This is a genomic window from Microbispora bryophytorum, from assembly GCF_006874465.1.
Classification (GTDB): domain Bacteria; phylum Actinomycetota; class Actinomycetes; order Streptosporangiales; family Streptosporangiaceae; genus Microbispora; species Microbispora bryophytorum.
This window is the reverse complement of the sequence record NZ_VIRL01000010.1, coordinates 205,062-217,820: the sequence shown is the minus strand read 5'-3', so window position 1 is coordinate 217,820 and position 12,759 is coordinate 205,062. Positions and strand designations below refer to the sequence as shown.

The following is a 12,759-nucleotide window of genomic DNA, read 5'->3' as shown; positions in this document are numbered from 1 at the left end:
GCGCCAGTCAACCACCCCGGACCAGGCGACAGCGCCACGCCCGAGGGCGCCCGACGTGCGAGATTGACAGGATCGTGCAAGGCGGCGGCAGGATCGGGTTCACGGCACGGCGGGCCGGCTTGGTGAGATGAACAGGTCAGCAGCCCCGTGAATCCAGAAGGCACGTACGACATGAAACGCAGAACTCTCGGCGCCACCGGGATGTCCGTCAGTGAGCTCTCGCTCGGCGCGATGATGTTCGGCAGCATGGGAAACCGCGACCACGACGACGCGGTCCGCGTCATCCATCGCGCACTCGACGCCGGCGTCAACGTCATCGACACCGCCGACGTCTACTCCCAGGGTGAGGGTGAGGAGATCGTCGGGAAGGCGATCAAGGGCCGCCGCGACGACCTCGTCATCGCCACGAAGTTCGGGCTGCCGATGGGCGAGGACCCCAATCGGCGAGGCGGTTCCCGGCGGTGGATCGTCCGCGCCGTCGAGGACAGCCTGCGTCGCCTGGACATCGATCACATCGACCTCTACCAGATGCACCGCCCCGACCATGAGACGGACGTCGGCGAGACGCTGTCGGCCCTGACCGACCTCGTCCGCGCCGGGAAGATCCGGGCGTTCGGGTCCTCCATGTTCCCCGCGGAGCTGATCACGGAGGCACAGTGGGCGGCGCAGCGCACGGGGACACACCGGTTTCTGACCGAGCAGTCGATGTACTCCGTGTTCACCCGCAGGCCGGAGGGCGCGGTGTTCCCGACCGCCCAGCGCCACGGGCTCGGCGTCCTCACCTTCAGCCCCCTCAACGGCGGATGGCTCTCCGGCCGGGCCGACTTCACGACCGGCCACCGGGCCTCGTCGCGGCCGTCGCACTACGACACGACGACTACGGCCGGCAGGCGCAAGACCGTCGCGCTCGCCGAACTCGCCGCCCTCGCCGACGAGGCCGGGATGACGCTGCCGCACCTCGCGATCGCCTTCGCCCGCGCGCACCCGGCCGTCACATCCGTGCTGATCGGGCCGCGCACCGCCGACCAGCTCGACGGGCTCCTGCCCGGCGCCGACGTGGACCTGACCGGCGACATCCTGGACCGCATCGACGCCATCGTGCCGCCGGGAACGGACCTCAACCCCGAGGACAACTACGCCACCACGCCGCCCGCGCTGCAGGACGCCCGGCTTCGCCGCCGGTGAGATTGATCACGGGCCTTCGTGGCCGCCGTACGCGCGGGACCGGCCGAGGGCGGAGTGGGTCAGAGCGGGGGCGTGCTGGAGCCGCGTACGACGAGTGTCGTCGGCAGGATCTGGGGCGGCGGGGCCTCCGCGCCGTTGATCATGGCGACCACCGCCTCGGCGGCGGCGGTGCCGAACCCGGCCTTGTCCTGGGCGACGGTCGTCAGGCCCGGCGGCACGAGCGCGGCCACCTCGATGTCGTCGAACCCGACCAGGGCGATGTCCTCGGGCACCTTCAGACCGGCCTCGCCGATTGCGCGCAGCGCGCCGACGGCCATCTCGTCGCCCGCGACGAACACGGCGTCGGGCCGATCGTCCGCATCGAGCAGGCGGCGCATCGCGGCGTGGCCCCCCGACAGGTAGAAGTCACCCTCCACCACGAAGTCGGGCCGGCGCGGCAGCCCCAGCCGCGACATCTCGTCCTGGTAGCCCCGCAGGCGCTCGGCGCCCGGGCGCGTGTGCGCCGGGCCGGTGATCGTGGCGATGGCTCGCCGTCCCCGCTCGTGCAGGTGCTGTACGGCCAGGCGTGCGCCGCCCGCGTTGTCGGAGGTCACGTACGTGGCGCGGGAACCCTCGACGGGACGGTCGAGGCTGACGCAGGGGATGCCTGATTCGGACAGCCGCCGCAGTGAGGGATCCCACGTGCCGCTGTCTATCATCACGACGCCGTCCAGGTTGTGCCTGCGCACGGAGCGTACGTAGGCGTCCTCGGTCCTTTCTCCGCTCGTGTCCCCGCTGGTGGCGAGCATGAGGAGGTGATAGCCGCGCCCGCTGAGCGCCGTCTTCAGGCCGATGAGGATTTCCTGGAAGAACGGGTGCCGCCAGCCGGGACGGCGGTGATCGGTGTCCCACACCAGGCCGACCATGAAGGACTTCTTGGTGGCCAGGGTGCGGGCGGACTCGTTGGGCAGGTAGCCGATTTGGCGGGCCGTCCGCAGGACCTGCTCCCTGGTCTTCGCGTTCACCACCTCGGGGTTGTTGAAAACGCGGGAGACGGTCGCCGGAGACACACCGCACAGGCGCGCCAGCTCTCTGATCGTTGCCACGGACCAAACGCTATCGCATCTCGCTGTAACCGGTTTCATGCAACCGGTTTCCCTAAAATAGGCAACAGTGGGGAAGTCCGTCAACCAGTAAGCGAAATTTCCCTTCGTCATGTTTTTGTGACTTGACAACCGACCGTCCTCCTATGTGTGATGGCGGGCATCGGCCGGTGCTTTTTCGTTGCCACGGCTCGGCCGCTGTCGTGTCTCGCAGCCGCTTCCCCTTTCTCCTGCTAGGGAGTTCAGGTGTCCGCTGCGGAACTCCGTTTGCCCGCGTGTGTGCCCGCCGTACGGCTCGGCGGGTCCCGCGGCCTTCGGGGGAACGGTCCCATCGCCCGCACGGCTGCTCGCCGTGTCCGGGCTGTTCACCGGAGCGGGCACAGAACCTGGAGCAAACAGGGAATGACGGCGACCGACGAACGCCTCGCCATGCTGCGGACTTTTCCCGCCGGCTTCGTGTGGGGCACGGCCACCGCGGCGTACCAGATCGAGGGGGCCGTCGACACCGATGGCCGGGGACCCTCGATATGGGACACCTTCTGCCGGGTGCCCGGCGCGGTGGCACGGGGCGAGTCGGGTGAGTTCGCCTGCGACCACTATCACCGCTGGCAAGAGGATGTCGATCTAATGAAAGATCTGGGGGCGGGGGCCTACCGATTCTCTGTGGCCTGGCCGCGGGTGCTGCCCGACGGCCGCGGACCGGTGAACCGGCGCGGGCTCGACTTCTACCGGCGGCTCGTGGACGCCCTGCGCGAGGGCGGCATCGAGCCGTACGTGACCCTCTACCACTGGGACCTGCCGCAGGCGCTGGAGGATCGCGGGGGCTGGCGGGTCCGTGACACCGCCGAGCGCTTCGCCGACTACGCCGAGGTGATGTACGACGCCCTCGGCGACTCGGTCTCGAACTGGATCACACTCAACGAGCCCTACTGCTCGTCCATCGTCGGCTACGGCGAGGGCCGGCACGCGCCGGGCGCCAAGGAGGGGCACGGCGCGCTGGCCGCGGCCCATCACCTGCTGCTCGGCCACGGCCTGGCCGTCGCGCGCCTGCGGGAGATGGCCAAACCCGGCCAGCAGATCGGGGTGACGCTCAACATGTCGCCGACCGTGCCGGTGACCTCCTCGTCGCAGGACGTCCAGGCCGCACGGCGGATGGACCTGCTGGTCAACCGGCAGTTCACCGAACCCCTCTTCGGCGGGGCCTACGCCGCCGACATGGCCGAGACGTTCGGCCGGATCACCGACTTCTCCTTCCGGCAGGACGGCGATCTGGACGTCATCGGCGCGCCGGTGGACTTCCTCGGGGTGAACTACTACTACCGCCTGCACGTGGAGGCCGCGCCGTACGAGGAGGCCGACCCCGCCCGGCGCTCGGCCTTCGACCTGGGCGTGCGCACCGTCGCGCCGGAGGAGGCGCGCACCAGCGGGCTCGGCTGGGTGGTGGAGCCCGAGGGGCTGTACGAGACGCTCGTCGGGCTGACCTCCCGCTATCCGGACCTGCCGCCGGTCTACATCACCGAGAACGGGTACGGCGACGACGGGGTGATCGAGGACAGCGGGCGGATCGACTACCTGCGCGACCACCTGGCCGCGACCCGCGACGCGATGACGGCGGGTGCGGACGTGCGGGGATACTTCTGCTGGTCGCTGATGGACAACTTCGAGTGGGCGCGGGGCTACTCCGCCAGATTCGGCCTGGTGCACGTGGACTACGAGACCCAGGCGCGCACGCCGAAGGCCAGCTTCCACTGGATGCGCGACTTCATCGCCGACCCGGTCGTCGCCGGTCCTGCCACGACGAGCCCGGTCGACATCCTGGTCGCGGGCACCCCGGGGGGTGAGCGCCCGGCGGGGGACTGACCGGCGGGGGACTGAGGAGCCCACAGGGCTCCGGGTTGACCGGCACGCACCGAGGGTGCGTGCCGGTCAATTCCCCTTTTGGTGCGCCGAATCCTGATTAATCAGCTACGTTTTGATCAACGTACGAGCGCATCAGGGGCAGGACGGATGAACATGGAGCAGGGGCCGCCGGGAATCGACGTGACGGTCCCCAGCGTCGCCCGGATCTACGACTACCTCCTCGGCGGCAAGGACAACTTCGCCGTCGACCGGGCGGCGGCCGAGAAGCTGATCGAGCTGACCCCGAACGCGCGTGAAGGCGTGCGGACCAACAGGCGCTTCATCCGCCGGGCCGTGACGCTCATGGCACGGGAGGGCATCCGCCAGTTCCTCGACATCGGCGCCGGACTTCCGACCCAGGAGAACGTCCACCAGGTCGCGCTCGGCGAAGCCCCCGACGCGCGGGTGGTCTACGTCGACAACGACCCGATCGTGCTTGCCCACGGGCGGGCCCTACTGGCCGACAACGACCGGACGATCGTCGTGGACGGCGACCTGCGCGAGCCCGAGGCCATCCTCGGCGACCCGCGGATCAACGAGCACATCGACTTCGGCAAGCCGGTGGGCCTGCTCATGGTGGCCGTGCTGCACTTCGTCCCCGGCACCGAGCACGCCGGGCGCGTCGTCGCCACGCTGCGCGACCGGCTCGCCCCGGGCAGCGCGATGGCGATCAGCCACCTGTCGTACGGCGACCTCGACGAGGACAAGATCCGCGAGGGACGCGAGCTGTACAAGAACACCTCCGCCGGGGCGGTCACCCCGCGCACCCACGCCGAACTGCTGCGGTTCTTCGATGGATTCGACCTGGTGGAGCCGGGTCTGGTCGTGACCGAGGAGTGGCGGCCCGAGCCCGACGAGCCGAAGCTGCCGAGGATTCCCGGCGTGGACGGCTACGCCGGCGTCGGCCTGCTGCGCTGACGGCTCTTCACACCGACCGGATCTTCACACCGACGGGTTCTTGTACCGATCGGGTTCTTGTGCCGACGGGTTCTGCACGCTGACGGGGCCGTCGACGGGCCGGCCCGCCGCGGGCGAGCGGCGGGCCGGTCGCCGGATCAGGCGGCCGCGAGCCACAGGTCGGGGCCGAACACCTCGTAGTGGATGCCGGAGTCGGGCACGCCCAGCTCGACCAGCTGTGCGCGCACGGCCCGCATGAACGGCAGCGGGCCGCACAGGCAGGCCACGACGTCCCCGGGCAGGTCGATCGCCGACATGTCGGCCCGGCCCACGGCGGTGGCATGGCCGGCGCCGTTCGCCGCGTCACGCGCCTGCGCCGGCGGCAGGTCCTCGTACCACCGGTGCAGGGTGGCGCCGGGCAGGGCCGCGACCAGCTCCGCGAGCTCCTCGCGGTGGACGTGGGCGCCGGGGGAGCGGTCGGCGTGCACGACCACCACCCGCCGCTGCGACCCGGTCGCCAGGAGGTGGTCGAGCATCGACAGGATGGGGGTGACCCCGATGCCCGCCGAGGCGAGCAGCAGCGGGCCGTCGCCCTCGGGCAGGGTCAGGTCGCCGAAGGGGGCGGAGACCGAGAGCACGTCACCGGCCCGGACGTGTTCGTACAGCCAGGTGGAGACCTCGCCCTCGGGGGCGCCTTCGCCGCGCACCCGCTTGACCGTGATCCGCCAGTCCCCGCGTTCCGGGGAGTTCGACAGGCTGTACTGCCGGATCTGCCGCGCCCCGTCGGGCAGCGGCACCCGCACGCTGACGTACTGTCCCGGCAGGAAGGGCATCGGCAGGTCCGGGCGCAGGAGGAAGGAGACCGTGTCCGCCGTCTCCTCGCGACGCTCGACCACGGTGGCCCGTGTCCAGCCCCGGCCCGCCTCGCGGTAGAGGCCGCGCTCCAGGCCGATCAGCGTCTCGGCCATGAGCCAGTAGACCTCGTCCCACGCCTCGGCGACCTCGGGCGTCACGGCGTCGCCCAGCTCCTCGACGATCGCGCCGAACAGGTACTTGTGCACCACGGCGTACTGCTCCTCGGTGACGCCGAGAGAGGCGTGCTTGTTGGCGATCCTGGACAGCATCGTGCCGGGAAGCACCCCCGGGCGCTCCACAAGCACGGTCGCGAACGCGGCGATCGAGCCCGCCAGCGCGACGCGCTGCTCACCGTTGGCCTGGTTGCCGCGGTTGAACAGGTCGCGCAGCAGCTCCGGGTTGTCGGCGAACATCGTGTCGTAGAAGCGGGCGGTGATGTCCTGGATCGCGCCCGCGATCACGGGCAGGGTGGCGCGGACGATCGCGGCCGAGTCCGGGGAGAGCATGACATCCTCCAAATTGGTATGTGAAATGCGAATTTAACGCCATGAAACTGCGGGGTGCTCCCAGTGGTGCAGGTCAGGAGAGGCTGAGCAGCACCGGCCTCGACGACGAGGAGGTGAGCTGATCCACGGTGATCGGGTCGAGGGAGGCGTAGAAGGCCTGCTGTGCCACGCGCAGCGCGCCGCGCAGGCTGCAGACGGCCCGTAGCGGACAGGGAATCTCTCCCTCGCAGGTCACGACCTCCTCCTCTCCTTCCAGCTCGCGGACCAGCCAGCCGATCGAGGCTGTGCGGCCGAAGTCGGTCAGCTCCAGGCCTCCGCCGCGTCCCCGGCGCGCCTCCACGACGCCGAGGTGCTGCAGGCGGGCGATGGCCTTGGCGGTGTGGTTGTAGGGGATCGCCATCGCGTCGGCCACCTGGCGGGTGGTGAGTGACGCCCCCGGTTCCAGGACCGCCAGGCGCATGGTGACGCGCAGGGCCAGGTCCGTGAACTTCGTCAACCGCATGCCCTGACGCTAGCAAATCGGTATGTAGCACTCCAATTTGGGGTGCTTCGCAGGGTGGCCTGAAGTTGTCGGTGGCCGGTTCTAGGGTGAGGCGGAACAGGATCCGCGACGAGAACGGGAATCCCATGACGACTCTTGCCGATCGCCCGAACACCGCGCTGCTGGTCATCGACGTCCAGAACGGGGTGGTGGCGGGCACCCCCAACCGCGACACCGTGATCGCGAACATCGGCAGCCTGATCGGCAGGGCGCGCGCGGAGGACGTGCCGGTGATCTGGGTGCAGCACTCCGACGACCACGATCTCCAGCGGGGCAGCGACAACTGGCGGTACGTGCCCGAGCTGGTCCGCCGCGACGCGGAGCCCCTCGTCCACAAGAGGTACGGAGACTCGTTCGAGGACACCGATCTGGAGGCGCTGCTCGCCGAGCGCGGGGTGGGCCGTCTCGTCGTCACGGGCGCCCAGACCGACGCGTGCATCCGCTCGACCCTCCATGGGGCCTTCGTCCGGGGCTACGACGTGACGCTGGTCTCCGACGCGCACACCACCGAGGACCTCAGCGCCTACGGCGCGCCGCCCCCGGAGCAGGTGATCGCGCACACGAACCTCTACTGGCAGTGGCAGAGCGCCCCCGGCCGCCGCGCGGGGACCGCCGGCACGGCGGAGGTGACCTTCGCCGACGCGGGCTGAGGGTCCGGCGCGGGCTCAGGTTCCGGCGCGGCCGAGGTTCTGGCGCGGGCTCAGGTTCCGGCGCGGCTGAGAGGGCATCACCGAGGGGGAGCGCGCCGCGGGTGGGGACGGCGCCGCTCGCCGTCTGAACGTGAGCGTGGTGGACGTGACCGCAGCCGCCTGTCCCGAAGACCTCGTCCAGGCCGTCCGGGCGGTGGGCGTGCGTGACGAGCGCCTGCTCCAGGCCGTGCGCTCCACCCCGAGAGCCGGTTTCGTCCCCACCGAGCACATCGCCCACGCCTACGAGGACGTGCCGATCCCCATCGCGCACGGGCAGGTGACCACCCAGCCGTCGCTGTCGGCCACGATGATCGAGGGACTGGGGCTCACCGGGCGGGAGCACGTGCTGGAGGTCGGCAGCGGTCTCGGATACCAGACCGCGCTGCTCGCCCGCGTGGCCGCCGACGTGGTCAGCGTCGAGTTGTGGCCCGACCTCGTGCGCGCGGCGCGCCGCAACCTCGCCCGGCAGGGCGTCCGCAACGCCGAGGTGCTCGTCGGCGACGGCGGCCAGGGGCTGCCCGAGCACGCCCCTTATGACGCCGTCATCGTCTCGGCCGCCTTTCCCACGGTCCCCGCGCCGCTGGTCGAGCAGTTGCGGCTCGGCGGGCGCCTGGTGCAGCCCATCGGCACGGGGGGCCGGGAGGAGGTCGTGCTGTTCGAGCGCACCGTCATCGGCCTCGAACCGCGCCAGGTCCTCATGCTGGCCCGCTTCGTCCGCCTCCACGGCCGCCATGGCTACCCCTCCTGACCGTCCCGGAACCCGCAGTCCGCCTCCACGGCCGCCATGGCTACCCCTCCTGATTTCCCGGAACCCGCACGCCGGGGATGCGGTCGGCGAGGGCGGCGTGGCGGTCCCGGAGCTCGCGCTTGAGGATCTTGCCGCTCGGGTTCTTCGGCAGCGCGTCCACGAACGCCACGGCCTTGGGCACCTTGAACGCGGCGAGCCGCGTCCGTACGTGGGCTCGCAGCTCCTCCTCGGTGACGGCCGTGCCCGGCTTGGTCACGATGATCGCGACGACGGCCTCGATCCAGCTCGGATGGCGGACCCCGACGACGGCCACCTCCGCGACCGCCGGGTGCTCGTAGACGACCTCCTCGACCTCGCGGCTCGCGACGTTCTCCCCGCCGGTCTTGATCATGTCCTTGATCCGGTCGACGACCGAGAGATAGCCCTCCTCGTCCATCACCCCGAGGTCGCCCGAGTGGAACCAGCCGCCGCGGAACGCCTCGGCGGTCTTCTCGGGGTCGTCCAGGTAGCCGAGGATCGCGTGCGGGCTGCGGTGCACGATCTCCCCGATCTCTCCGGGAGGAACGTCGTTCCCGTCGGCGTCCACGACCCGCGTCTCGACGTTCAGCGCGGCCTGGCCGGCCGAGCCCGCCTTGCGGATCTGGTCCTCCGGCTGGAGCATCACCGCGACCGGCGCCATCTCGGTCTGGCCGTAGAAGTTCCACAGGCGCACGTCCGGCAGCCGCTCGCCGATCTCGCGCAGCACCTCGACCGGCATGATCGCCGCGCCGTAGTAGCCCTTGCGCAGCGAGGACAGGTCGCGCCGGTCGAAGTCGGGGTGACGCAGCAGCGAGATCCACACCGTGGGCGGCGCGAAGAACTTGGTCACGCCGTGGCGCTCGATGGCCTCCAGCACGGCGGCCGGGTCGGCCCCGGGAAGGATGTGGCTGGAGGCGCCGAGCTGGACGTCCGGCACCAGGAAGCAGTGCTGCTGGGCGCAGTGGAACAGCGGCATCGCGTGCAGTTCGACGTCGTCGCGGGTCATGCCGCCGTCGATGACGCAGCTCGCGTACTGCGCGATCAGCGCGGCGTGCGACAGCACGGCGCCCTTCGGGCGCGACTCCGTGCCCGAGGTGTAGAGGATCTGCGCGGGGTCGTCGGGACCGATCGGCACTACCGGCTCGACCGGCTCGGCCACATCCACCTGAAGCAACGAGTCGAACGGCTCCCAGCCCTCCTCGGGCGCCGGGCCGTACACCATGCGCAGCCGCAGTCCGCCGGCCCGCTTGGCCGCCTCCCGCGCCACCGGCAGCAGGGCGTCCTGCGCGATCAGCGCGACCGCGCCGGAGTGGGACAGGACATAGGCGATCTCGTCGGCGCCGAGCATGAAGTTGACCGGCACGAGTACGGCCCCGGCGCGGGCCACGCCGAAGATGGTCCGCACGTAGTCCACGCTGTTGCGCGACAGCACCGCCACGCGGTCCCCGGGACGCACGCCCCGGGCGATCAGCGCGCCCGCCACCCGCGTCACGTCCTCGTCGAGCTCCGCGTACGTACGGGATCGAGCGGTCGGGGAGTGGGCCGCGTCCGCGACGGCCAGACGGCCGGGGTGCCGCCGCGCGGAGCGCCGGAGCAGGTCCGCGAGCGACTGGCGGCGGGCGAGGGCGACATCCGGCGAGGCGGGGGACATGAGCGGCTCCAGCACCTGAACAGAGGAATCTTCTGGATCAGCCTAGTGAGAACCGATCGCCGTGGGGAGAGGGCCGCCCCCGGCCCGCTGTGCGACGGCCAGGTCCGCGACGGCCCGCGCTGCGACGGCCCGCGCTACGACAGTCCTGGGCGCCGCGGCACGCCAAGGGTGCCGCACCCGCGCACCGTGACGGCGCCGACCGGAGCCGACCGGAGCCGACCGGTGCCGCCGGGGCCGACGGGCGCCGCCGGGCCGTGGTAGTCCTGTCCTCGTGCCGATCACAGACGAGGAACTGGCCCTGACGGCGGCGCAGGCCGGAGCCGCCGTCGTGCGCGCCATGTGGGGGACATCGCTGACGCGCTTCGCGAAATCCGCGGACGACTTCGCCACGGCCGCCGACATCGAAGCGGAGAAGGCCATCCTCGACGTCATCCGCACGGCTCGTCCGGACGACGCCGTGACGGGCGAGGAGAGCGGCCGCACCGGGCGGGACGGCGCGGAGCGCATGTGGCTGGTCGATCCCCTGTGCGGCACGCTGAACTACGCCGCGCGCACCATGCTCGTCGCGGTGAACGTCGCCCTGCGCGCGGGCTCCGCCGTCACGGCGGCGGCCTGCGCCGACCCCTTCGCCGGCGAGGCGTTCTGGACGGACGGCGCTCACGCCTACGTCCGCCGCGACGCTCGGGACGAGTTGCTCACGCCGTCGGCCGAATCACGACTGGTGGACGTCAACCTCGATCCGCCGTTCCCGAACGCGCCGGCCTTCCGGGCCGTCGGGCTCCTCGGCGACCCGGGTTTCGCCGAGCGCTTCCGCCCGCGGGTCGTCTCCACGACCCTGGCGTTGGCGTGGGTCGCCGCGGGCCGGCGCGCCGCGTACGTCACCGACGGTCATCTGCGCGACAGCGTGCACTTCGCGAGCGGGATCGCGCTGTGCCAGGCCGCCGGTTGCGTGGTGACCGGCATCTACGGCGAGCCGCCGCACACCGGCGCGGGCGGGCTCGTCGTGGCGGCCGACCGGGAGACGCACGACGCCTTACTGGAGGTCATCGCCATCGGTAGGTCCACACGGACCTGAAGAACGAGGCAGGCTCGGCGTCGAGGAAGGGGACGTCGAGCCGGTCGTCGGCCAGGGCCTCGGCCAGTGGGACGCCGTCGCAGATGTGGGCCAGCATCACCGGTGCGGCCCCCGACTGCCCTGCCAGCAGCACGGTCCCGCCGTCGTGCCGCCGCATCCGCTCCAGGAAGAAGTCGTGCCACCGCTCGGCGACCTGGGCCCAGCTCGTCCCGCCGGGGTAGGGCGTTTCCGCGAAGGCCGCCTTCTTCGGAGTCTCCGCCAATGGTCTGCCCTTGAACGTGCCGTAGTCGACGTTGTTGAGCCTGGCGTCCGGAACGGGAGCCGCGATGCCCAGGAGCTCGGCGACCAGGCGGGCGCTGGACAGGTGCCGTAGCGTCTGCGGCGCGTAGACGGCTCGGAAGACCGGACCGATCGCCCCGAGAAGCGGCCTCGCCGTGGCCAGCCGGGCGGTGAACTCGCGGGCCGATTCCCCGGCGACGTCCTGGTCACGGGAGCGCAGCCCGCTGCGGTTGTCCCTGGACGGCAGGTGCCCCAGGAGCGCGATCGTGACAGCGTGCGGCATCTATCGCCCTCGTTCCGGATAGCCGTACCGTTCGAGGATGTCGGAGTGCCTGCGCCGGAAGCGGAGAAGATGCTCCTCGGAGAACTCGTCGACCCAGCCGTACGCCCTGCCTTGTGAGAACGTCCTCGCGAGAGGGTCGTAGGCCCGCTGGGCCATGTCGGCCGGGTCACCCGAGATGCCCAGAGTGACCATCAGTTGCGCCACGGCGAGATCGCGCTCGTGGTCGCCGCCGCCGCCCCGCGCGCCCACCAGCGTCTCGTAGGAGGTCGTCAGCACGTCGGGGTGATCGAGCAGCCAGGCGTTGTCCCGGAACGACCAGGTCAAATAGGAGTCGAGGTTGTCGATCGCGTGCGTCAGCCGCCTCTCGCCCGTGGGGAGGCTCCGCAGTACGCGAGCGTACATGGTGTGGAACGGCAGCCCGGTGAAGCCGCCGGAGACGTTCTGCTTCAGCAGGTAGCGGATGAGGGACAAGATCACCGCCCTCGGATCCCGGTAGTGGTAGATCACAGGGAAGTCGTTCTCGCACCACAGCGAGAAGAGCGGGCGTGGATACTGCAGCGGTCCTCCGACCGTGGGCATCGGCAGGGAGTGCACCAGGTAGGCCGAGCCGGGTCCCAGAGTGGGAAGGTAGTCCGCTTCGTTCTTCTCCCAGAGTCCGCCGGGGTACGGAGAAGGCCCGGTTCCCTCGCCCGAGACGGTGTAGCCCAGCGCCCGCATGAGCGCGGCCACGAGATTGGTCCCGCTTTTGTGCAGCGCGACCACGCCCACGAACGGCTCACGGACGGCGGCGTGCACCACATCGGACCGGGGATTGGCCGTGAGCGCTCGCCGTATGTCCGCCCGATCGCATCCCGGCAGCCCGACGATGACGTCCGCCGCCGCGGCACCGAGGGCGAAGCCGTGTTCCCGCAGCGCCCGACGGATCGCCGGATCTTCCCCGACCAGGAGCAGACGCCCGCCGGGGGGCGAACCCAACGACGTGCATGCCGCGAGATAGTCCGCGGGCCCTGCGGAGGGAGGCAACGTCAGGATCATCGATGGCCCTTCGGAT

General features: G+C 71.0%; 12 protein-coding genes. 6 read left to right on the top strand and 6 right to left on the bottom strand.

Annotation, left to right across the window (positions count from 1 at the left end; all coding sequences use genetic code 11):
- The first annotated feature begins 171 nt into the window (after window positions 1-171).
- The gene (locus tag FLX07_RS19815; RefSeq protein WP_142572299.1) at window positions 172-1,185 is read left to right on the top strand and encodes an aldo/keto reductase; all 1,014 of its coding nucleotides are present in this window, start codon (window positions 172-174) and stop codon (window positions 1,183-1,185) included.
- A gap of 59 nt (window positions 1,186-1,244) precedes the next feature.
- Here the strand turns inward: FLX07_RS19815 and FLX07_RS19810 are convergent, their stop codons facing one another.
- Window positions 1,245-2,270, bottom strand: a complete 1,026-nt coding sequence (locus FLX07_RS19810) for a LacI family DNA-binding transcriptional regulator (RefSeq protein ID WP_208762291.1) — start codon at window positions 2,268-2,270, stop codon at window positions 1,245-1,247.
- Between the two features lie 399 nt (window positions 2,271-2,669).
- Here FLX07_RS19810 and FLX07_RS19805 point away from each other — a divergent pair, with 399 nt between their 5' ends.
- Both FLX07_RS19805 and FLX07_RS19800 read left to right on the top strand, forming a co-directional pair.
- The gene (locus FLX07_RS19805; protein ID WP_208762290.1) at window positions 2,670-4,127 is read left to right on the top strand and encodes a GH1 family beta-glucosidase; all 1,458 of its coding nucleotides are present in this window, start codon (window positions 2,670-2,672) and stop codon (window positions 4,125-4,127) included.
- A 147-nt stretch (window positions 4,128-4,274) separates the two neighbouring features.
- A complete protein-coding gene (locus FLX07_RS19800; protein ID WP_308424413.1) occupies window positions 4,275-5,084 on the top strand; it encodes an SAM-dependent methyltransferase in 810 nt (269 codons plus the stop codon).
- 137 nt (window positions 5,085-5,221) lie between these two features.
- On the opposite strand, the gene FLX07_RS19795 is transcribed toward FLX07_RS19800, so the two are convergent.
- Both FLX07_RS19795 and FLX07_RS19790 read right to left on the bottom strand, forming a co-directional pair.
- Complete coding sequence (locus tag FLX07_RS19795) at window positions 5,222-6,424, bottom strand: globin domain-containing protein (RefSeq protein WP_142572297.1); 1,203 nt, start codon at window positions 6,422-6,424, stop codon at window positions 5,222-5,224.
- 73 nt (window positions 6,425-6,497) lie between these two features.
- Window positions 6,498-6,926 carry an RrF2 family transcriptional regulator gene (locus tag FLX07_RS19790; protein ID WP_142572296.1) on the bottom strand — a complete coding sequence of 143 codons (429 nt, stop codon included), beginning with the start codon at window positions 6,924-6,926 and terminating at the stop codon, window positions 6,498-6,500.
- A gap of 125 nt (window positions 6,927-7,051) precedes the next feature.
- Between FLX07_RS19790 and FLX07_RS19785 the strand changes: the two genes are divergently transcribed.
- Window positions 7,052-7,615, top strand: a complete 564-nt coding sequence (locus FLX07_RS19785; protein WP_142572295.1) for a cysteine hydrolase family protein — start codon at window positions 7,052-7,054, stop codon at window positions 7,613-7,615.
- 139 nt (window positions 7,616-7,754) lie between these two features.
- Window positions 7,755-8,402: a protein-L-isoaspartate(D-aspartate) O-methyltransferase gene (locus FLX07_RS19780; protein WP_229689724.1), complete on the top strand. Its 648-nt coding sequence runs from the start codon at window positions 7,755-7,757 to the stop codon at window positions 8,400-8,402.
- Between the two features lie 40 nt (window positions 8,403-8,442).
- Here FLX07_RS19780 and FLX07_RS19775 read toward each other — a convergent pair whose 3' ends face one another.
- On the bottom strand, window positions 8,443-10,086 hold the full coding sequence (locus FLX07_RS19775; protein ID WP_308424414.1) for a fatty acyl-CoA synthetase: 1,644 nt from the start codon (window positions 10,084-10,086) through the stop codon (window positions 8,443-8,445).
- 256 nt (window positions 10,087-10,342) lie between these two features.
- Here FLX07_RS19775 and FLX07_RS19770 point away from each other — a divergent pair, with 256 nt between their 5' ends.
- Window positions 10,343-11,146, top strand: a complete 804-nt coding sequence (locus tag FLX07_RS19770) for an inositol monophosphatase family protein (protein WP_142572294.1) — start codon at window positions 10,343-10,345, stop codon at window positions 11,144-11,146.
- Here the strand turns inward: FLX07_RS19770 and FLX07_RS19765 are convergent.
- Together FLX07_RS19765 and FLX07_RS19760 are read right to left on the bottom strand one after the other, a co-directional pair.
- Window positions 11,115-11,708: a histidine phosphatase family protein gene (locus FLX07_RS19765; RefSeq protein WP_142572293.1), complete on the bottom strand. Its 594-nt coding sequence runs from the start codon at window positions 11,706-11,708 to the stop codon at window positions 11,115-11,117. The genes FLX07_RS19770 and FLX07_RS19765 overlap by 32 nt on opposite strands.
- A complete protein-coding gene (locus tag FLX07_RS19760) occupies window positions 11,709-12,743 on the bottom strand; it encodes a hypothetical protein (RefSeq protein ID WP_142572292.1) in 1,035 nt (344 codons plus the stop codon).
- Between the last annotated feature and the right edge of the window lie 16 nt (window positions 12,744-12,759).